This is a genomic window from Flavisphingomonas formosensis (assembly GCF_009755815.1).
In the GTDB taxonomy this organism is placed as follows: Bacteria; Pseudomonadota; Alphaproteobacteria; order Sphingomonadales; family Sphingomonadaceae; genus Flavisphingomonas; species Flavisphingomonas formosensis.
Genome location: NZ_WRPK01000009.1, coordinates 198269 through 218469, shown reverse-complemented (window position 1 = coordinate 218469; position 20201 = coordinate 198269). Strand labels below are relative to the sequence as shown.

Genomic DNA, 20201 nt, shown 5'->3' with positions numbered 1-20201 from the left:
GGCTCAGAACTCCAGCGGAAGGCCGATATGATTTCGGTAGATAAAATCACGATGTTCGATCAGCAGGGGATCGAGTGCCTTCGCGACTGCGGGATCAAGGTCGCTATATTTGTCGATGAGCCATTCCGGCATTGCTGGCTGATGTTCAACCGGCAGTGGCGCCACCATCTGGGAGAAGCAGGCCCAGTGATAGTCTATCGTGCTCGGCTGATCGCCGATCATGTAGCGCGAACCTTGCTCCCGCTGAGCGCGAAGACGGCCAGCGAGCGTGCCCATGATGTCAATCAAGCGGGCTCTTGCAGCGGTGACGGCCGCATCAGAAAAACCATATTGCAGCAACATCGTGCGGACATGTGCCGGGGATTCCTCCGACATGTCCTTCGGGCCATAACTCGTCTCGAACATGAGAAGACGGCGCGCCCAGCCAAAGCCGTGGGGCGCGCAGATTTCCGCGGACAAGCCCAATGCGAGGGCGCGGTCGGCAGACTGCTCGGGAAGCAAGGACGGGCCGGAGCCGAGGCGCTCCGCCATCATCGCGAGGTCGAGCCAGCCATGGGTAGGAGGATCATCATCCAGCATGGCGACCGGCGCGTTGCGGATCCCCCCGGTCCACACGCACAGTTCCTCATTGGCGCCGCCGGCGACCTGTTCCACGGCGACGTAGGGTACGTTGCGGGCATTGAAGATCGCCTTGGCGGATTCACTCCATGGGCCCGGGAGATGGGCGGTCAGTACAAGCCGAAGCCCCCGCATCTGCCGCGCTTCGGCCACCGAAAAATATTTCACGTTGCTCTCTCCTGCCTATCGACGCTGGACGATGCTCACTGGGCGGTGAACCCGCCATCGACCGGCAAGGTGACACCGCTTATGAAGCGGGCGTCATCGCTCGCCAGAAACGCGACGGCCGCTGCGATATCCTCTGGCGCAGCGACGCCGTGGAGCGGACTCAACCCCTTCAACCCATCGATGACCTCCGATGGTTGCTTTGAAGCGCCGGACATGCGCTGCAGCAACGGCGTGTAGACCGCCGTTGGCGCGACCGCGTTCACTCTGATCCCGCGCGGTCCATATTCGATGGCCGCCTCGCGTGTGAGGTTCGAGACACCCGCCTTTGCGGCGACATAAGGCGGAAGACCCGATACCGCCACCATGCCGGCAATGGAGGAAATATTGACGATGTTGCCGCCATCGCCCTGCCTGACGAACTGTCCCAGGCCATATTTCATGCAGTAAAAGACGCCAGTGAGATTGACGTCGATCACATTGCGCCAATTTTCCAATGTGGCTTCATGGATGAGCGCCCGCGCAGATTCTATCCCCGCGTTGTTTACAAGAACATCCAGTCGGCCGAAGCTCTCTACCGCAAGCGAGATCGCCTGCTCCACAGAAGCGGGATCCGCCACGTTCATTCCGATGGCCCGGCCCCCGAACTGCGTTGCGACAGCCTGCGCACCCTCGACATTCAAATCGGCTACCACTACGCGGGAGCCCTCTTCCGCGAAGCGGGCGACCGTGGCTTTGCCGAGACCCGAGGCGCCGCCGGTGACAAGCACCACTTTTCCAGAAAGATTCTTCACTTCTCGTCTCCGTCACTTCGCCGACGCGACATTCTGCATGTTCGATGGAAGGAAATCCAAGCGGATGCCGTTGGCGCAGGCCGAGCGGCCGAGGACGAGAAGCATCGCCATCGCCGGGATGGCCAATCCCATGGTCCATGCAAGCGATTGCCCGAGCAGCCGCTCATCGCGAAGGATGTAATCCGTTATGAAGGCAACCACGACGGGCCCCGTCCCCGCCCCGAGCAGACTGGAGACAAGGACGAAGCAAGCGCTCACCCGGCCTCGAAGGCTGGGTGGCGCGATACGCTGCCAGGTCGAGAATGAGCCGGCGGAAACTACGCCCAGTGCCACCATCCCGAAGCCGAGCGAGAGAATAGCAAGGAGTGGGCTTGCTACGATGTAACCCATGGTGACGAGTGGCCACGCGATAAGGCTGCTGCCCGCAGGCACGATCAGACAGGCGTCGCGCACGCCCGCTCTGTTGACGCGATCGATGAGCATTCCGCCCATGACTGCCCCCGCCGCTCCGGACAAAGCGACGACAAGTCCCCACACCCAACCTATTTCACCCGGTTGCCACCCGAATGTCCGGGCGAAATATGCGGGCGTCCAGGCGCCCATGGCGTAAGCGACGAGACTCGCGAGACCAAAGGCGCCGAAGCTGTAAACGACGACGCTCCAATTGCCGGTAAGGTACGCGCCAAAGCCCTGAACCGGCGACTTGCGGTGTGCTGCCGCGCGACGCGGCGGGCGCGGATCGCGGAGGAGCAAGGCCAGAAATGCGAAAGCGAAGCCGGGCAGACCCGTAACGAGAAACACGGCCTGCCAGGATGCGATATCGCCGATTACCGGAAATGAAACCGACACGCTCCCGACGAAGAGGCTGACGACCAAGCCTCCGACGCCGAGCGCGACACCGCTCCCGAGATAAAAGCCGGCAGCATAGATGCCCATCGGCGTCCCTACCTTCTCGGGCGGGAAAAGGTCGCTGATCAGCGATACGGACGCCGGCGTGAGCGACGCTTCACCCACGCCCACCATGGTGCGACCGAAGAAGAGCTGCCAGAAGCTGCTCGCCAGGCCGCACGCCGCTGCGCTCAATGACCAGGTCGTGACCGCGAAGTAGATGATGATCTTGCGAGGATAGCGGTCGACCGCCCAGCCCAAAGGGATGCTAGCGATGCTGTAAAAGAGCGCGAAGGCGAAGCCTTGCAGCAATCCAAGTTCGGTATCGCTCAGGCGGAGGTCTCGCTTGATCGGCTCCACCATGAGGGCGATGATCTGCCGATCGAGAATGGAGATCATCGATAGCAGCAGCAGGATCGCCAGCGATGTCCACGCCGCAATCGGTGAATATGCTGACGCGACATCCGATGTTTTCCGCGACGGTGAAGAATGAAGGTCAGACACGAGCACGCCGATCCTGGTGTTTTCGGGCCGGACTAAATCCGATCCTGCTTTGTCGTTGGCACGCCTGATTTCACCGGCACGTTCGAGGAAAGGATAAGCCATCACCCCCGAACGTGCCGGCTTGCTCAGAAAGTCATGGAAGCCGAAACCCCATAGGTCGCGGGCATCCCGGGGAACCTGACGGTAACGTCGGCTGCCTTGACCACGTTTGTCCAATAATATTTGTTGAATATGTTCCGGCCCCAGATCCAGGCCTTCCACTTTCCTACGGGGGAGCTGATGCCCAGCTGCCCGTCAACGAGCGTGTATTTGTTGATATCGAAATCCTGCAATCCGGTGCTGCCCGGCGGCGTAAAGACGGCTGAGGTCTTGCTGCGATAGGCTACGTTCACTCCGACGAAGGCGTCCAAAGTGTTCGTCACCGGGTGAGAATAATTCAGATCGGCGTTGAGGCTGTATTTTGGGGTGAAGTTAAACGGCGTTCCGCTCAAATCCTCAGGCGTGCTGCCGATCACCGAGAAGCCCGTATACTTGATGACCTTGCTCTTGATATAGGTACCACTCAGGCTGAACGTCAGATCACGAACGGGACTGATCACAGCGGAGAATTCGGCCCCCTCTATCTTCGACTTCGGGATATTGTCCTGCGCCGACACGTTGCCCACAGGCGGTGCGAAGATACGAGCGCGAAGCTGCTTGTTTATATAATCGTAGCGGAAGATCGCAGCCTCAAACCGAAGAAGGCGCGAGATCGAGACGCGGCCACCGAGCTCATATGCGGTCAGCTTCTCCTGCACCACCGGTCCGTAGACGATGGGATCGAGGGCACCCAGCGTAGCGAAATTGCCAGACTTATAGCCCCTGCTGACCCGCGCGTAGATCAGGGACCGACTGGTCGGCTTGAAGTTGAGATTGAGGTTCCAGGGGACATTGTCCTGCTTGAGCTCTTTATGGGCAAGCCCGGGCGTCAACAGCGGGAGACCGCCGGTGTCCTGGGCCTGACCGGCGGCGGTCCGGTACAGCGAGAAGCACTGGCCAACCTGGAGCAGTGGCACAGGTGCAAGGCCAGCGCCCGCTCGGAAGACGTTGATCAGGTTCGTGTAGGCCGGGGCGGAAAACGCGTCGAGAATTGTTCCACAACCCTCAAACTTCCTCGTTTCCTCACTGAGGCGAATGCCGCCAGTGAAATTGAGCCGATCGGTCAGCGGCACATCGATGCTGGTGAAGACACCCCAGCCGTTGATCTTCTGATCAACCCGGGTTCCCGCGCCGTGCGCCGGCAGACCTGCTAGAAGCCGAACGGTCGAGGAATCCCTGATATCTTCCAGAATGCGATCAGCTGTCTTGTCGTCCGAGATATTAACGCCGACCACCCAATTCACGCCAGAGAAATTAGCTGAAAGCCTGACTTCCTGATAAAGCGATTTGATCTTGCCGAACTGCTCTCTTTGCACCGCCAGAGCATTGGCAATGCCGTCATAATCCGTCGTCTGACGTCGGTTCATGTGCGAATAGGCTGTGATCGATGTCAGCTTCACCTCGTCGCTCACATCCAGTTCAGCACGCACCGATCCCTGCCAGAACTTATCGTCCCGATCGAGCGGTGTGTTGGGTTCCCAGTCCGTATCGCGCGCATTGTCACCCGGGCGACGTGCGTTGACTACGTTGGGAAGTGCCAGGGCCGGATTGGTCGGCGTTACCCGTACAAGCTGTGGCACCAGCGTATCGGATCGGTCGATCCAACCATTGGCGTTGAAGGTGATGCGGAAAGTGTCCGCGGGCTCCCACTCGACGATCGCCCTGCCGACGAAGTTTTTCACCTTACCGATGGTATCGTCCCGCGTCAGGCTTCGTTGCCAACCGCCGCCCAGGGTCCCACGCGCGGCAACGCGCGCCTTTAGCGTAGGCGTGATCGGACCGCTGATGAACCCCTCCAGGCTGCCGCGGTTGAAGCGTCCGAATGTACCAGTGACGCCCGCAGCGAAATCGTCCGTCGGCTTGTTGGCGATATAGTTGATCGCGCCGCCGGTTGAGTTTTGACCATATAATGTGCCCTGCGGCCCCTTGAGCACTTCGATCCGCTGGAGATCCAGCGCGGCACCCTGGGTCGTGATAGGATATGCGAGCGGCACTTCGTCGACATAGATCGCGACTGAGGAGGTGGACCCCACGCTCGGCTCGTTGATGCCGACGCCCCGAAGCGTGTAGATGGGCGTACTGAAGCCGCTGTCGCTGACCGACAAACCAGCGACCAGCTTCGACAGATCCTCGGCCTGCGTGACGTTGCGCTGCGCAAGCGCCTCTCCGCCGATCGCGGTAATTGACATGCCGACGTCCGATAGCGCCTGAGCGCGACGTTGCGCCGTCACTACGATATCGCCATCATCGGCAGGAGTTGCAGCCGTCGATGCCACATTCTCCTGCGCCCGCGCGCTGCCGCAAAAGCTGGCGATGGATGCGCTCGCAAGGAGGATTGCCTTCGTACCCCGCATCATTTCGTCAATCCTGTCATAGCCCGTCTCCCTCTTGGCTTCTCGCCCGCAGCCAGGTCGGCGGACGGAAGAGTCTGTTTTCCATGTTCAACGATACTCGAAACCCGACGATAAAAGGCCGTTTCGTTTGGGCGAATCCGCGCAATCCATGCTGATTCCGTGCAGCGCGGCCGCGCCTGGCAAGCGCCTAGAAATCCATCGGCAGCTTCAGATATCGTGCGTAGATAAAATCGCGATGAGCCAGGAGGCCGGGGGTGACGGCCTTTCTCAATCGCGGCTCCCCAGATTCATACAGCTGCCGAATGTGACCCGGCATAGGGTTCAATTCGGCCGGTAGCGGCGACAACATGCCGAGAAATGTCGCGAGATGAACATCGGGCGCCGTCAGGCTGTCTCCGACCAGATAAGGTGAACCTGCACGCACCTGATGATCGAGCCGGTTTTGGAACATCTCGAGTATCGACACGACTCGATCGGATGCGGCGGCCATCGCCTCCGGCGTGCCGTTAAAATCTTTGAACATTCTCTCGGGAAGGATGGTGAGTTCCGGATTTCCACCGACAGCTTGCACCTGACGGTGAAAGAGGTCGAGCCTCCGGTTCCAGCCAAGACCATCCTCGCCGCAAATCGCATGGGACAGACCGATGCACTCGACCTGGACCGCGCGATCATCCGGCAGCAGCGACGGCCCACTGCCGAGCCGCTGCGCCAGATATAGAATATCTATCCAGCTGTGCCGAGGCCTGTCGTCGTTATACATCGCGACGGGCGCGTTTCGCGTTCCCGTCCAGGCGAAAATCTCGTCGTTCGTCGCCATGCCTTGGTGACGAACCGCAAGATAGGCAATGTTCCTGACATGGAACAGGCTTTTCGCGGCCTCGCCCCAGGGATTAGGGCTCCCTGCAGAGAGGACTAGCCTCAAGCCATCCCGATCGCGGGCTTCGCTGCAACTGATATAGTCCAATATCTTAGCCTTTCGTGGCGAAAGGAGCCACGCCTGCTCCGGCGCTGACGATCCTCAGCCGACCTCTTCAAAATAGCTATTTTGTTCGTTGCCGACCAAAGGCCAGAAAATCTCCATCCATGCCTTGATTTCCGGACTTTTAATCAGGCGCTCCTTGGCTGCTGCGGACTCCCATTCCATCGAACAGATGAACGCGCTTTCCGACGCCTTGTCGCGCAAGAGGCGCAGCGATACAGCGCCGGGATGCGAGAAGAATATACTCCTGAAGGTCGGGAACAGTTCGATGTAACGCTCCGCCTGACCATCCTTGATCTGGATATGGCTATGCTCGATCAGATGGTCAGGCATCGAATTCTCCACCAGGAACGGGTATAGCGCGCTGGTTGAACAGCAAGCGGCGGAAGCGCTCCTTCTCTTCCGGCGTGAATGTATTCGGATCGACGGTCAGTTCCTTGCCGACATCCAGTCCTCGCTGGACGCCGGGGCGGCTCAACACCAGCTCCAGCCACCGCTTGACGTGGGGAAAGACGTCCAAATCCTGTCCGTGCGCCTTCCAGTTCATCGCCCAGGGAATGACGGACATGTCGGCTATGCTGTACTCCGCGCCGGCCACGAATTCATGCTTGTGCAGTGCATAGTTCAGCACGCCATACAGCCGGTTGGCCTCGTCGTCGAAACGCCGGATCGCGTAGCTTTGGTCACCTTGCTCGGATCCCAGGCGATTGAAATGATTATACTCGCCTATCTTCGGACCCATATTGGCCATCTGCCAGATTAGCCATTGCACCACGGCATATTTCTTGTCGGTCGACTGGGGCCAGAACTGCCCGGATTTCTCCGCGAGATACATGAGGATTGCGCCGGATTCGAACACCGAGATCGCAGCGCCTCCGCCTGAGGGATCGCTGTCCACCATAGTTGGCATGCGGTGATTCGGGTTGAGCGCGAGATAGCTTTCGTCAAATTGCTCGCCCTTGACGATGTTGAGAGGCTTGATGCGATATGGAATCGACGCCTCCTCCAGCAGGATCGTCACCTTCTTTCCGTTCGGCGTCGGCCAGAAATACAGGTCGATCATCTCTTGTCCTCTCTAACTCGATTGCGCTTCTTCGTGCAGTGGTCGTCGCTGATCTGTCGGCCCGCATCACGCTAGCGCAGCAAGATAGCTTCGCGACATCCGTGTGCGTGCAAGGCCGTCCCGCGAATGCGTCGGCCAGACCTGTGCCATGCAACCGTCGCGCTGAGAGCGGCTCAGCGGAACGGGCCACGGTGCACCTGCTGCCGTACCGTCAATCCACCGCAACCGGAGTAGGCACAGGGATATCGGCGCTTTGAAGAAGATCGTCGATTACCCGCATCTCCGTGAATACGATTTTATGAGTCGTGTTCATGACGGCATAAGCGCCCGTGATCTCGAGGACCGGAAGCTCGTCGAGCGGATCCATGTCAAGATGACCAAAGACTACAGACGCCTTGTCCGCAAGCCATGCGCGGTCGATGCTGTTCCCTTCCTCCGTGGAGGTGGCGCAAACCGCATATTGGGTGAAATGGGAATAGTCCGGGCTTGGGATAGCCCTGACCGTCATCTGCTCCGGCCAGACCGCTTGCGCGCGGACGGCGTCGAGCTGTTCGCCGGTCAACTCCGCGCCGATGCGGATGCCCATCGTGACGAGGCGTGTTCCCCGCCGATCGACCGTGATCTCGAATTCGTCGGGTGCCACCGGAATGAAGCTGATGTCGCCCATCTTCTTGGCCATGCCAAAATAGACACTCCACGGCCCCATGATGTCCATGGAAGTCTTGTCCCCTCGCAGGCCATCCACATATTCCCAGCCCGATTGACCCTTTCGTCCATTGTGGATGCAGGGCGCTGCGAACTGGACGGCATGGTAGGGCGTCACCTGTCCATCGATCGCCCGGTTCTGCGGATTGACGAAATACCACATCTTCACGATGGGCTCTTCCGAACGATCTGCTTTCAGCGGCGGTTGAAGGATGAAGCGCTCGATCGCGTCGTGAGTGCTGCGGAACATGACCATGTAGACCGGATAGCTTGGCATAGCCGGCCCATCATACTGAAAGCCGTCACCGGGCATGGCGCCGGTCAAGTTCAAGATCCCGCCGATATAGGTTCCGCTGTTCATATCCTGTCCTTCAAAATCGCCGCGGCTTTCGTCTGGAGACGGAGTCGTTCAAAAATCTCGCCTGGTCGCAACCCTCGAATGCGAGCGCCTTCACCTCCGCCGTCATCGGCGGTCGAACGTCATCCAGAGCTGTGTTAAACCATAAGCGACGTACGTGGTTGTATATGAGTAGCTTTCCGGCCCTCTTGATGCGCGGAAATGATGCATGCGCTCCGTCAGCTGCCGGAAGGCCGCCCGCAACTCACCACGGGCCAGCTGATTGCCGATGCACATATGGATGCCGCTTCCGAAAGTCAGATGCGATCGCGCATTTGCCCGATCAAGATCGAGTGTTTCCGGATCCGGAAAAACCTCTGGATCGAGATTGGCCGCGCCAAAGCGCGTTTCGATGATCGAGCCTGCGGGAATGTCGACGCCTCCGATGGAGATGTCGGACGTCACGCGCCTGAACATGGTGGTCGCCGGGGCTTTGATCCTCAGCACTTCTTCGATGAACGCGTCAAGCTTTTTCGGGTCGTCGCGGATATGATCGGCCAATTCCGGCCGGTCGATCAATATTTCCATGCCGCCGGCGATGGCGTTTGCCGTCGTCTCGCCGCCGGCGATGAAGAGCAGCCAAAGGATGCTGATCAACTCGCGCATTTCAAGCTTGCGGCCGTCTGCCTCGGCGTGAACGAGCGTGCTTAGCAGGCTGTCGTCTGGAGCGGCGCGGACACGTTCGACATTCTTGGCCAAATATTGCTGGAGCTCGATAACGGCTTGCACCAGCACCAGTTCGCGCTCCGGTGCCAACGCCGGGTTGGATGTCTCGAGCGACATATCGCTCCACCGCTTGAACTTATCGATATCGCGGTCAGTCACTCCCAGGATTTCGGTGAACACCGTAAGCGGCAGGCGCATGGCGAAAGCATCGAAAAAATCAACTTCCGGCTTGTCGATAAAGCTGTCGATCAACTCTTTGACAGCGCGCTCAATCTGAGGCTCGAGGGCGGCAACCTTGTCGCGCGCGAAGGCCTTGTCCACGAGGGAGCGATACAGACGGTGGTCTGGAGGATCGTTGGTGACGAGCGTGTCCATCGGCAGGTAACCCTGCTCCTCGAACATCTTGTTGATCTGCTCACTGATATCGGACTTCCGGGTCTGGATGACCCCGGTCTTGCAAGACAACGACTTGGTATCCATCGCCGCTTTGCGCACATCGCTGTAACGGGTCAGAATATAGTTGCCGCTGACAGGATCGCGATAGACCGGACTCTCGTCCCGAAGCTTGTGATAGGCGGAAAACGGGCATCGCCGAGTTTCGGGATCCGTGAAGGTGATCGGGCAACCGTCGAGTTCGACGCTGCTCCGCTGCCGTTCGCTGAGATCCTGCCTATCCATAGATGCTCTCCATTCTTGTAGGGCTTCGAGGCGTCACATCGCCTGGATCGCCGCGACGAACCGAGCGCGTAAGAACGGGCTCGGCCCGGTGCGACCGGTGCCCTTAGCCGACAGCCTGGCGCATCTCTGCAGACGCCACGTCACTATGGCCGCGCCTCAAGCTCTCGGGGATGAGGCCGTTCAGGTCCGCGGTGATCAGAAGGGCAAGCCGCGCCGAGCCGGGACGCATCTGGTTGATCCCGCCACCGTTGAACCACAGGCCGCGTTGAGCGGTCTGCCCCCAAATGTTGGCCCATTCTCCCTCGGGATCGAGGCGCGCGATCTCGCCAACCTTGTCCGCGACATCCTCGCCGAAGAAGTCGACGACCTCGGTCCTGCGGCTTTGATAACCGGTGGCGAGGATGACGATGTCAGCCTCGACGATACTGCCGTCTTCGAGTTTCGCGCCGGTCGGAACGAACTCGACGAACCGCTGGAACGGCTGGATCTTGATGGCGCCGTCCGCGATCAGTTCGGATGTGCCGGTGTTGAGATAGTAGCCGCCGCCAGATCGGAGGAAGAGATCGAGCCAGCCCTGACCATTCACACCGTCTCCCAATTGGAGGCCCGCAGCCTCGAGGCGCGTGAGAAGCGGGCGATCAAGTTCCTTAGCCATCTTGTGATAAGCCTGGCTGGCCTTCTCGCGTAGCGGATTGATCAATCCGATACCATAGCGAATGTCGACCAGCGGCGTCGGGATCTCGGGATCCAAATAAGCGGCATAGGCGAGGTTAGCCGTGGCCACGTTGTTGACGACGACAGGGTCACGCTGGAACATGGTCACGGCGACCCCGTGCTCCACAAGGTCCCGCGCGATGTCGTGCGCGCTGGTGGCGACGCCAATGATAACCGCCTTCTTGATATCGTAGTCGGAAATCCGCGTGTACTGCGAGGAATGAATCACCGTCCCGGCGAAGCTGTCCAGCCCCGGGAAGCTGGGCATGGAAGGCTTGCCCCCGATCCCGCCGGTCGCGAGCACGATATGGCGTGGGTGCAGAATGCGTTCGCTGCCGTCGGCCAAACCGAGCACCGCGTCCCATTGCTGCAGCTCGCTGTCATAACGGGCGCTCTTGAACGTCGTGCTCGTCCAGACATTGAGGTCCATGTAGCGCGCGTAAAGATCGAGCCACTCGCCGATCAGGTCTTTCGGCAGATATTCGGGATAGTGCGGCGGAAAGGACAGAAAGGGGAAATCGTTCATCTCGATCGGATTGTGGAGAAACAGCGAGTCATAGCGCTTGTTCCAGCTGTCCCCGACCCTCTCATGCCGGTCGACATTGAGCACGTCGACACCGAACTTGCGGAGATAGGCAGCGGTCGTCAGCCCCGCTTGGCCCGCACCGATGACCATGACCTCCGGCTCGGCATTGTCATAGCGCCGCGCGGCATCGCGATGCTCCTTCCAGGTCTCCCCCGGATAGCTCGGCGTGAAACCACGGCCGCGCGGATGGGGCGGCACTTTTTCGATGAGCTTGAGATCCTCAAGACGGGTGAAAACCGCCCGCGCCTTCAGTCGCCCCTCCTCGGAAACGGCGTTGAGGAGAAGGACGGCCGACCCATCCTTGGTTTCGAAATCGAAAAAGGCTTCGACAATGGCAGACTCGCCTGTCCCAAGAATTTGCGGCGCAGGCCAGCTCTCCGACAGGCGGAAGCGGGTGGGCTCAGCCTCCCGCGACAAGGACAGCAGCGTGGACACCACCGTTTCGCGGCCGTGGAACTGCCGGTAATCCCAGGTCAGCGCCCCGTTGTCGCGGAAATAGGAGGGATCGCAAAAAAGCTCGGCCAGTCTCGATCGATCGTCCGCCTTGATCGCAGCTTCGAAATCCGAGCTCCACGCGGCCGCTTCGGCTTGGAGTTGAGTATCGTTCATCGAGACATCCTGTTCCTTGGTCGCATTTTTCACGCCGAACGCAGGCGGCCAGGCGCACATTTCGTGCCGAATGGGCCCTCGCGGCGGTGAAGCTGTCCTTGTTCGCCTGCTTCTGCCTGGAGATAAAAGCTGGCAGCAGGCGCGGCAACCGTGATCACGCGACCGTTCGCATCGCGAACATCGTCCTTTATGCCTGCCTCTGAGGGGTACGATGCTATGGAAAAGCCGTCGAATGATGCAGATCATGCCCGGAGCTCTCGGTCGCACCGGCCGAGTTCACTGCGAGAACAATACGGCAATCGATCTTGCGACCCATGTTATCACTGCTTAGCCGTCTCGACTTCGACCACGACGAGCTGGAAGGCAGGCGAGCGCTCGAAATGTTCGAGGATCAGGTGGCGAACGCGCGATCGGCCGAGCGTCTGCTTCTTTCCTTCCGAATGCTTCTGCTGGCCCATGCCATCGTTCCGGGGGATAATGAGACAGTCCGCCGCGGATGCGAAGAGAATATTGCGGGAGAGCTGAGAATGGAATTCGTCACCTATCCAAGCCTCGAAGGCAAGATTTGCTGGATTTCCGGCGGCGCGAGCGGCATTGGGCGGGCGGTCGCGGCAAGCCTCGCAGCCAGCGGCGCGACTGCTGTGATCGCCGACTTGGACGAGGGGAGTGCCCGCAACGCGATCGAGGCCATTGTCTCAGGCGGTGGTAAAGCGGTGTTCAGCCAGGTCAACATTCTCGACACAGCTTCCGTCGAAGCGAGCGTTCAAAGCACCGCGGACCGTTTTGGGCGGCTCGACGTGTTGGTAAATTCGGCCGGACGCACCTCGACCGATCGCTATGATGATTTCGAACGCAACGTCGATATGTTCCTCCTCGGGACGTGGCGCGCGATGCGTGTGGGGCTTCCGCTGCTCCAGCAGGCAGGTGGCGGTTCGGTCATCAACATCGCCTCGATCGCTGGTGTGACGGGATCGATCGGCCCTGCGGGCTATGGTCCATCCAAGCACGGCGTCGTGGGCGCCACAAAGGACGCAGCCCTCAAGCATGCCAAAGACGGCATTCGCGTGAATGTCGTTTGTCCCGGCTACATTGAAACACCGATGACGGCAGGCTTCGCGCCGACGAAAGCGGAGAGCGACGCCCTCATCAACGACAAGCTCCGCGTCCCGATGGGACGATGGGGTCAGCCGGAGGAGATTGCAGCCGTCGTCGCTTTCCTCGCGTCCGACCAAGCCTCGTTCATCACCGGACAGGCGATTGTTGTGGATGGTGGCTTGACCGCACGATAGGCAACGATGCCGCCGACCGCGCGATGCACAGCTCAGGCGGACGGCACGCTTTTACGCTCGGTAAAATCCGCGAGCGATTGCTCGACCTGGTGGACGCAGATTTGTAGCTTGTCGAGATAGCGCTCGGCAGCTTGCTCCGTCGTCATGACGCTGCGAAAGAACACGATGTTCACTGCGCCGGCGACATGGCCATTTGGCCCGGAGACAGGAAGCGCAATCGCACTGATTTTTCCTTCGCTCTGACCGGTCGAACTTGCATAACCGCGCTCGCGCACCGTCGCGATCAAACTGTGGATACGCTCGCGATTGCGGACATCCTCCGCATTCGTCCCGCCCATTTTCTCTACGATCGCGAGCGAAGCTTCCAGCTCGTCACCGTCCATCGCTGACAATATCGCCAGACCCAGCGCCGAACGCACGAGGAAGCGCTCCTTTCCAACCATGGCGCGATGGACCGACATGGGGCTGATCTTGTGGGTCGTTAGCCGGATCAGAACCTTGCCGCCGACGAAACTGGCAAAGTCGCACGGCCACAGCACATCCTTGCTCAGTTCGAACAGCGGCGGCCAAGCGAATTGGGTGACGATGTCGTCATCTTTCAGAGCGTCGGCGAGATAGGCGAATTTTGGTGTCAATGCGACGGCGCCGTCCTCGGTTCGACGGGAAACATAGCCCAGCTGTATGAGGGTATTCACCAGCCGATATGTTGACGACCGTTCGATATTCGCCGCTGCGCTCAGGTCGCCCATCTTGGCCCAGCCAAGCTCGCTCAGCGCCTCGATGACCTGCAACCCCCGAACCAGCGACCGCACATCTTTATAGGGGGCTTCCTCGCTCGTTTTCACCGGCCCTCTCTCATGTTCACCATGGGAACATCCACGCAAATGCCGTTGCAAAAGATCAAGCATTTTCCCAATCGTCAAGCGGCAATCCCGCTTTAATCCCACGGCCATTTAGATGGGTGTAATTCAGGAGCAACTCGATGATTGTCGGATCCGTGTGCTTGTCACACAGCCCGCTTAAGGACCGGACCCGCCCGAGTTCTAAAAAGGAAGCTAGATTCAACGCTTCCCTCGATGAGGCGGGAAAATTCGTGGCGGAGCAGCAGCCCGATCTCACAGTCATTTTCTACCCCGACCATATCAATGGTTTCTTTTACGGTCTCCTTCCGCCCTTCTGCATTGGAATTGAAGGGACGTCGATCGGAGATTATGGCACGGCTGCAGGCAAGCTCGACATTCCAGAGACACGTGCGGCGGATCTGGCGAGATTTGTTCTGAACGCGGGCGTCGATGCTGCGATCTCGCACAATATGCAGGTGGATCACGGCGCTGTGCAGCCACTCGAATGGCTTTCGACGGATCACGCGCTCCACCAGGTCATTCCAATCTTCGTCAACTGTGCAGCGCCGCCGCTTCCGACCTTCGAACGCGCACGAGCTCTGGGCCGTGCTGTCGGCGCGTGGGCCCGGCAGGCGCCGGAACGCATTTTGGTCATCGGCTCCGGCGGACTGTCACACGATCCGCCCATGGCGGAGCTGGCAAGCGCAACGCCTCAAATACGCGAGCGCCTGATCTCCGGAGCGCCGCTCGATCACGCGTCGCGTTTTGCGCGACAGGCTCGCGCCGCCACGGAAGGAAATGCGATGGCAATCGGGCAGTCCCGATTGCGGCCGGCCAACGCCGATTGGGATCGCCAACTGCTGGACGCTTTCCTCGCCGGAAACCTCTCAAGCCTCGACGACTGCTCACAACAGTCGATCAGCGAAGCAGGTGGCCGCGGCGGGCACGAGGCGCGTACATGGGTGGCCGCTCTTTCCGCCTTGGGCGCGGGCTATTCGGCCACGGAAGTTTTCTACGAGGTCATCGACGAGTGGATCACCGGCATGGGGATCCTCACGGCGACATGCGCTTAAGTCATTCGTGAATGCCCGGAAGGTAAGAACCCACATGTCCGAATTCCACAAATCTGTCTGGTCTGACCTGACCCAAGTCGCCTTCACCCAGGGCTATATCGACGCCGACGGCATCAAAACGCGCTTTCTCTCCTCGGGATCGAGCGACAAGCCGTTGCTCCTGCTCCTGCATGGGACAGGCGGTCACGCCGAGGCCTACAGCCGCAACCTTGCGGCCCATGGCGAGCATTTCTGGACGGTTGCCATCGACCTTATCGGGCATGGCTGGAGCGACAAGCCGACCTGCGCCTATGAGGTGCCGGATTATGGCGCCCACGTCGTGGCGGTAATGAAGGCCCTGGGACGCGACAAAGCGAGTATCTCAGGGGAGTCTCTGGGCGGTTGGGTAGCGGGTTGGATAGCGCTGCATCATCCAGAGAAGGTGGAGCGCCTCGTCCTCAACACGGCGGGCGGCTGGACCGCGCATCCCGAAGTGATGGCTCGGATCAAGCGGCTCTCGATGGAGGCGGTGAACGATCCGACGCCAGCGAGGATCAGGAGCAGGCTTGAATTCCTGATGCATGACATCTCGAAGGTGAACGACGATCTGGTTGAGACGCGCCGTGCGATCTACGCGCAGCCCGGCTTTCCCGAGGTAATGGAGCGCGTGCTGTGCATGCAGGACATGGATGTCCGCCGCCGGAACATGTTTTCGGACGAAGATACACGGCGCATCGCGTCCCCTGCCCTCGTGCTCTGGACCTCGCACGATCCGACGGCGACTCCGGGCGAAGGTCGCCGCATCGCGGAGCTGCTGCCGAACGCCCGCTACGAGGTGATGAACGAATGTGGCCACTGGCCGCAGTTCGAGGATGCCGAGAAGTTCAATCAGCTCCATCTAGATTTTCTGCTTGGCCGCTCATGAAGCAGGCTTGCTCCGTCGCCACTCGCGAAACGACCATAATTCCCCTGACCCCAGGGCATAATGATGCTGCCAGGAGACACTATCGTGCTCGATGACATGGAAGTCGACGTTGCGATCGTCGGCGCGGGACCGGTCGGGCTGACGATCGCCAACTATCTCGGCTGCCTGGGAATCAGCACGCTCGTCCTGGAGCAGCGCGATCGGCTGATTGACTACCCTCGGGGCGTCGGAATGGACGACGAGTGCCTGCGCAGTTTCCAGGCGATCGGGCTCGGCGACGCGATCGCGGAGCATACGACCCCTGGCCAGAAGATGCGCTTCCTGACGATGACGGGAAAGACATTTGCGCTGATCGATCCCAAGACGCGGGAATTCGGATGGCCACGGCGAAGCTCGTTCATCCAGCCAATGGTCGATGCGATCCTCTATGAAGGCTTGCAGAGGTTCAGCTCCGTTCGAATGGTTTTCGGAGCGGAAGTCTCCACCTTCACGGAGCATTCCGATCATGTGGAGCTTGCCGTCAAGACGGGCGATCGCAGCGCTGCAGTCAGGGCCAAATGGCTGGTGGGTTGTGACGGCGGCCGTAGCAATGTGCGCAAACAGCTTGGTATAGCATTTGACGGCATCACGGATTCGACCCGGTGGGTGGTAATCGACATCCTCGACGATCCCGTCGGCCTGCCGGACTCCTATCTCCACTGCGTCCCGTCGCGCCCTTATGTGTCGATCGCCCTGCCCCATGGAATGCGCAGGCTCGAGTTCATGGTGTTCGGCGAAGAGAGCGAAGAGGAATTGACGTCGCCGCAGGGCGTCGCCCAGTTGCTCGCCCGCGCGTTGCCCCATCCCGAGCGCGCCAACGTCCTGCGAAGCCGGGTGTATACGCACAATGCCCGCTTGGCGCGGAGTTTCGGCAAGGGACGGGTTCTGATCGCGGGCGATGCCGCGCACCTCATGCCGGTCTGGCAGGGTCAGGGCTATAATAGCGGAATCCGCGACGCGACCAATCTTTCCTGGAAACTCGCCATGGTCGTGCGCGGGGAAGCCGCTCCAGACATTCTCAAAAGCTATGAGAGCGAGCGGCGCACGCATGCCAAGGCCATGATCGATCTTTCGGTCACGGCCGGACGCATCTTCGCGCCTACGAACAAGCTCATCGCTTGGCTCCGGGATCGCGTCGCCTTGGCTCTCAATGCGATCCCGCCGGTGAAGCGCTACTTCGTGCAAATGCGCTTCAAGCCGATGCCCCGCTTCACGCAGGGCATCGTTCTGTCAGATGCAGCGGGAAAGCCGGAGGGCAACGCCACTGGCCGGCTCTTCCCCCAACCCGATGTTCTGACCAGAGACGGCAAGCGCAGCAGGCTCGACGATGTCATCGGCCTGCGCTTCGCAGTGCTTTCCTGGGGAAGCGATCCCCAATTGCACATGTCCGACGCGGTCCGACGCTACTGGTCGCACGTTGGCGCACATATGATCGCCGTGATCCCCTCCACGCAGCTCAGCAATTTCCGCGGAACGATTCTCCCAGGGACCACCGTCGTCGGGGACCTGCAAGACGCTTTGCACGAATGGTTTGCTCAGCAGGACGCCGACGGTTCCATCGTCGTCATCCGGCCCGACCGCTTCGTCGCCGCTATAGTTTCGCCGCAGGTTCTAGACGAGGCGAGCCGAAGAGTGGCTAACATCATAGGCGGGCAAGCGACATTGCAGATCGATAATCTGGAATTGGGCACTCGATCGGATGTCACGACAAGCAAGCGCATCGCAACAGTGTGACACCCGAAGGTAAGGACGTGGCTCTAACCTTGTTCACCCTCCCGGGATCGCGTTCACTTACCAGTATGATTGCTCTAGAAGAAGCGGACGTTCCTTACGAGGTCATCGTCCCTGACGTGTTGGCAGGCGATCATCTTGGTAATGATTATCTTGCTCTAAACCCGAAGGGTAAAATTCCTACTCTTCTAGTCGACGGCCACCACTCACTGAAATCGTTGCGATACTGGCATATGTCGCCGATTTATTCCCTGACACTCGCATCCTGCCGTCCGCCGACCTCCCTTTAGAGCGAGCATTGGTCGTATCAAAGGCGGCCTGGCTGGCCTCGAGCACGCTTTCGGCCTTCAATCGCCTGTTCCTGCCGCGAAACGCCTGTTCAGACAAGGGGGCCGAGCGATCCGTGCGAGAAGCGGCTCGCACCGCGATCAGTAGAGATTTGCGTATTCTCAAAAGCGAGTTGGCGCCGACCGGATATTGCGGATGGCGTGCATGCCGTCGCGAAGGGTGACGTCCTGGACCTAAATCTTGTCGCCCGCTTCCACATTGAAGTTAGCGCTCATGCCGCCACCTTCTTTCCTTCGAGAATGCGCTGCGCCAGCAACTCACCGGTCGCCTTGGCTGCAGCCGTCATGATGTCGAGCTTGCCGGAATAGCTCGGCAGATAATCGCCCGCCCCTTCAACCTCCAGCAGGATCATGGGCGGCTCGGCCGGGTTGAGGATAATGATCGCTTTGCCCTGGGCGGCACCACCGACCTTCTCGATCGCGCCCGCGGTCGTCCGCGTGAACTCGTCGATATTCGCCCTCGTACCCGGCCCCGCCTATCGTGAGGATACTGAAGCCACGATCTCGGGATAATGAACGGTCGCGACCTGGCTAACCGCGGCCACCATTTGGATGGTGGCCTGTCCGCCGCAGGTGACCATGTTAACATTGCCGACATCCAGATTGGCGTCGCCGTTCACCGCGGGAATCGTATAGCGACCGATAGCGGCTGCGGTGAGGGCGACCACCTGCTTACGTCCGCTCGCAGAGCCGCGTCATGCACCTTGTGGGCATAGGTAGATATTGCATCGAACACGATGCCGATCTCTTGGTAGATCGCCATGTTTTGGAGATCTCCAAACCCCTCATGCGTCGTTTCCACCCCGCATTCGCGCCCCATGGCAAGCCCTTTGGACTTCTCGTCGATCGCGACAACAGCGACAGGCTCCACGTTCTTCGGCCACTTGATCATTTTGATCATCAGGTCGGTGCCGATATTACCAGAATCGATGATAGCGGTCTCTATTTTACTCACAGGATTTCATTTCCATAGACATGTCGCTTAGGAGGCGCAGGTTCGCCGTATCGAAGAACTCGCCAATTGAAGATTCATCAACAAGGTTCAACGGTGGGCCCATCCCGAATTCCCGCCTGTCGAAGTTGATGCATAGGACTGGCATGAAAGATATATCGATGAGTCGAACTTCGCAACTGACGGACAAAACACTCGATGTCCTTGAGGCGGTAGCGCGCCTGGGCAGCGCTTCGTTGCCAGAAGTTCAAGCCCGGTGTGGACTTTCGATGGCCACGGCGCACCGGATCATGCAATCCCTGATCGACCGGGGCTTTGTGATGCGGACGGGCCGGGCGGACTATCGACTTGGTAGCGTCGCCATCACGTTGGCCCAAGGTGTTTCAGTGCGTGACATCCTTGCGCCGGCCGCCCGTCCGCATCTGCTCAGCCTCTCAAAGCATACACAGAGCAACACCCATCTGGGCGTCTGGAACGACGGCATGGTGGCTTATCTGGTCAAGCGACGCTATGGGAAAGTCCCGGTTCATTCAGCCGAGGGTGCCCAGCTGGAGGGCTATTGCTCGGCTCTCGGCAAGTTCCTGCTTTCGGGCATGCCGGAGGACGAACTCGATCGATATCTGGCGGATGGTGGCTTCATCGCGCTGACGCCGCATACCATTACCGATCCGGAGCAGCTCCGCGCAGATCGAGGATATTCGGCGTCGTGGCTGGGCGGCCGACAATGAGGAAATCGCCCTTGGCCTACGGTGCATCGCTGTTCCAGTGAGAGGGGACGGGAGCATCCTGGCGGCAATTTCGATCAGCAGGGTGGGACCTTCGGTCCAGGCTGAAGAACCGACGGCGTTTCTGCCTTTGCTATGTGAGACAGCCGAAGCGATCACTATAAAGCTATTCACGATTCCGGTCCGGCCAATCGGTCGCTAGGTTCTCTCACGCGATAATGGTCGCGCGGCGGCGTAGGATCCCCGCGCGCGAACTCCTCTCCCCGTGAAGCCTCTTTCAGCGTTGCAAACCATAACGGGCCCTCGCGTTCTCACCGCGAACAAATCTCCATTTGCCGTTGTCCGGCATCTCGCGCGTTCGTATCCGGCTGGAGCGAGCGTTCGGTTGCGGCAGACAACCTGGCGGGTCCGGCAAGGGAGTCGCACTCCATAAGGGATGCG

The 20201-nt window shown here is 59.8% G+C and carries 17 protein-coding genes and 2 pseudogenes; 6 read left to right on the top strand and 13 right to left on the bottom strand.

All coding sequences use genetic code 11. The features are described 5' to 3' along the window. Positions 1 to 3: 3 nt before the first annotated feature. The 11 genes from GQY20_RS23105 to GQY20_RS23055 form a co-directional block, all read right to left on the bottom strand. A complete protein-coding gene (locus GQY20_RS23105) occupies positions 4 to 786 on the bottom strand; it encodes a hypothetical protein (protein WP_157219505.1) in 783 nt (260 codons plus the stop codon). A 35-nt stretch (positions 787 to 821) separates the two neighbouring features. After that, positions 822 to 1556: an SDR family NAD(P)-dependent oxidoreductase gene (locus GQY20_RS23100; protein ID WP_269769776.1), complete on the bottom strand. Its 735-nt coding sequence runs from the start codon at positions 1554 to 1556 to the stop codon at positions 822 to 824. Positions 1557 to 1589: 33 nt separating this feature from the next. After that, a complete protein-coding gene (locus GQY20_RS23095) occupies positions 1590 to 3071 on the bottom strand; it encodes a spinster family MFS transporter (RefSeq protein ID WP_157219503.1) in 1482 nt (493 codons plus the stop codon). 23 nt (positions 3072 to 3094) lie between these two features. Beyond that, positions 3095 to 5464 carry a TonB-dependent receptor gene (locus GQY20_RS23090; RefSeq protein ID WP_157219502.1) on the bottom strand — a complete coding sequence of 790 codons (2370 nt, stop codon included), beginning with the start codon at positions 5462 to 5464 and terminating at the stop codon, positions 3095 to 3097. A gap of 184 nt (positions 5465 to 5648) precedes the next feature. Continuing rightward, positions 5649 to 6425 (bottom strand): glutathione binding-like protein, encoded by a 777-nt coding sequence (locus GQY20_RS23085; RefSeq protein ID WP_157219501.1) that lies wholly within the window; start codon positions 6423 to 6425, stop codon positions 5649 to 5651. A gap of 54 nt (positions 6426 to 6479) precedes the next feature. Next, a complete protein-coding gene (locus tag GQY20_RS23080; RefSeq protein WP_157219500.1) occupies positions 6480 to 6773 on the bottom strand; it encodes a putative quinol monooxygenase in 294 nt (97 codons plus the stop codon). After that, positions 6766 to 7503, bottom strand: a complete 738-nt coding sequence (locus GQY20_RS23075) for a glutathione S-transferase family protein (protein WP_157219499.1) — start codon at positions 7501 to 7503, stop codon at positions 6766 to 6768. The genes GQY20_RS23080 and GQY20_RS23075 overlap by 8 nt, the downstream gene beginning before the upstream one ends. A gap of 211 nt (positions 7504 to 7714) precedes the next feature. Continuing rightward, positions 7715 to 8569 carry an acetoacetate decarboxylase family protein gene (locus GQY20_RS23070; RefSeq protein WP_157219498.1) on the bottom strand — a complete coding sequence of 285 codons (855 nt, stop codon included), beginning with the start codon at positions 8567 to 8569 and terminating at the stop codon, positions 7715 to 7717. A gap of 102 nt (positions 8570 to 8671) precedes the next feature. Further along, positions 8672 to 9949, bottom strand: a complete 1278-nt coding sequence (locus GQY20_RS23065; protein ID WP_157219497.1) for a cytochrome P450 — start codon at positions 9947 to 9949, stop codon at positions 8672 to 8674. A gap of 103 nt (positions 9950 to 10052) precedes the next feature. Further along, positions 10053 to 12104: a flavin-containing monooxygenase gene (locus GQY20_RS23060; protein ID WP_157219496.1), complete on the bottom strand. Its 2052-nt coding sequence runs from the start codon at positions 12102 to 12104 to the stop codon at positions 10053 to 10055. 74 nt (positions 12105 to 12178) lie between these two features. Further along, complete coding sequence (locus tag GQY20_RS23055; RefSeq protein WP_157219495.1) at positions 12179 to 12316, bottom strand: hypothetical protein; 138 nt, start codon at positions 12314 to 12316, stop codon at positions 12179 to 12181. Between the two features lie 69 nt (positions 12317 to 12385). On the opposite strand from GQY20_RS23055, the gene GQY20_RS23050 reads away from it, so the two are divergent. After that, the gene (locus GQY20_RS23050; RefSeq protein ID WP_157219494.1) at positions 12386 to 13147 is read left to right on the top strand and encodes an SDR family NAD(P)-dependent oxidoreductase; all 762 of its coding nucleotides are present in this window, start codon (positions 12386 to 12388) and stop codon (positions 13145 to 13147) included. A 32-nt stretch (positions 13148 to 13179) separates the two neighbouring features. Here GQY20_RS23050 and GQY20_RS23045 read toward each other — a convergent pair whose 3' ends face one another. Continuing rightward, positions 13180 to 13992, bottom strand: coding sequence for an IclR family transcriptional regulator domain-containing protein (locus tag GQY20_RS23045; protein ID WP_198351149.1), 813 nt, complete (start codon positions 13990 to 13992; stop codon positions 13180 to 13182). 137 nt (positions 13993 to 14129) lie between these two features. On the opposite strand from GQY20_RS23045, the gene GQY20_RS23040 reads away from it, so the two are divergent. The 4 genes from GQY20_RS23040 to GQY20_RS33105 are packed head-to-tail and all read left to right on the top strand — an operon-like array spanning position 14130 to position 18026. Further along, entirely contained in the window at positions 14130 to 15062 is a 933-nt protein-coding gene (locus GQY20_RS23040) for a 3-carboxyethylcatechol 2,3-dioxygenase (RefSeq protein ID WP_157219492.1), read from the top strand. Between the two features lie 34 nt (positions 15063 to 15096). Beyond that, on the top strand, positions 15097 to 15966 hold the full coding sequence (locus GQY20_RS23035) for an alpha/beta fold hydrolase (RefSeq protein WP_157219491.1): 870 nt from the start codon (positions 15097 to 15099) through the stop codon (positions 15964 to 15966). 60 nt (positions 15967 to 16026) lie between these two features. Continuing rightward, positions 16027 to 17739 carry a bifunctional 3-(3-hydroxy-phenyl)propionate/3-hydroxycinnamic acid hydroxylase gene (locus GQY20_RS23030; protein WP_157219490.1) on the top strand — a complete coding sequence of 571 codons (1713 nt, stop codon included), beginning with the start codon at positions 16027 to 16029 and terminating at the stop codon, positions 17737 to 17739. After that, a complete protein-coding gene (locus GQY20_RS33105) occupies positions 17736 to 18026 on the top strand; it encodes a glutathione S-transferase family protein (protein WP_408641133.1) in 291 nt (96 codons plus the stop codon). The genes GQY20_RS23030 and GQY20_RS33105 overlap by 4 nt, the downstream gene beginning before the upstream one ends. Before the next feature lie 269 nt (positions 18027 to 18295). Here the strand turns inward: GQY20_RS33105 and GQY20_RS23020 are convergent. Then, positions 18296 to 19038 (bottom strand): annotated as a pseudogene (locus GQY20_RS23020) (acetylating acetaldehyde dehydrogenase). A gap of 20 nt (positions 19039 to 19058) precedes the next feature. Here GQY20_RS23020 and GQY20_RS33100 point away from each other — a divergent pair. Beyond that, positions 19059 to 19962 (top strand): annotated as a pseudogene (locus GQY20_RS33100) (IclR family transcriptional regulator). Positions 19963 to 20201 lie beyond the last annotated feature (239 nt).

Excerpts from the sequence above, each read along its gene's own strand:
- GQY20_RS23050 (WP_157219494.1), top strand. The coding sequence starts at position 12,386 with ATGGAATTCGTCACCTATCCAAGCCTCGAAGGCAAGATTTGCTGGATT.
- GQY20_RS23035 (WP_157219491.1), top strand. The coding sequence starts at position 15,097 with ATGTCCGAATTCCACAAATCTGTCTGGTCTGACCTGACCCAAGTCGCC.
- GQY20_RS23075 (WP_157219499.1), bottom strand. The coding sequence starts at position 7,503 with ATGATCGACCTGTATTTCTGGCCGACGCCGAACGGAAAGAAGGTGACG.
- GQY20_RS23030 (WP_157219490.1), top strand. The coding sequence starts at position 16,027 with ATGATGCTGCCAGGAGACACTATCGTGCTCGATGACATGGAAGTCGAC.
- GQY20_RS23065 (WP_157219497.1), bottom strand. The coding sequence starts at position 9,949 with ATGGATAGGCAGGATCTCAGCGAACGGCAGCGGAGCAGCGTCGAACTC.
- GQY20_RS23095 (WP_157219503.1), bottom strand. The coding sequence starts at position 3,071 with ATGGCTTATCCTTTCCTCGAACGTGCCGGTGAAATCAGGCGTGCCAAC.
- GQY20_RS23055 (WP_157219495.1), bottom strand. The coding sequence starts at position 12,316 with ATGGGCCAGCAGAAGCATTCGGAAGGAAAGAAGCAGACGCTCGGCCGA.
- GQY20_RS23070 (WP_157219498.1), bottom strand. The coding sequence starts at position 8,569 with ATGAACAGCGGAACCTATATCGGCGGGATCTTGAACTTGACCGGCGCC.
- GQY20_RS23080 (WP_157219500.1), bottom strand. The coding sequence starts at position 6,773 with ATGCCTGACCATCTGATCGAGCATAGCCATATCCAGATCAAGGATGGT.
- GQY20_RS23040 (WP_157219492.1), top strand. The coding sequence starts at position 14,130 with ATGATTGTCGGATCCGTGTGCTTGTCACACAGCCCGCTTAAGGACCGG.
- GQY20_RS23090 (WP_157219502.1), bottom strand. The coding sequence starts at position 5,464 with ATGATGCGGGGTACGAAGGCAATCCTCCTTGCGAGCGCATCCATCGCC.
- GQY20_RS23060 (WP_157219496.1), bottom strand. The coding sequence starts at position 12,104 with ATGATCTGCATCATTCGACGGCTTTTCCATAGCATCGTACCCCTCAGA.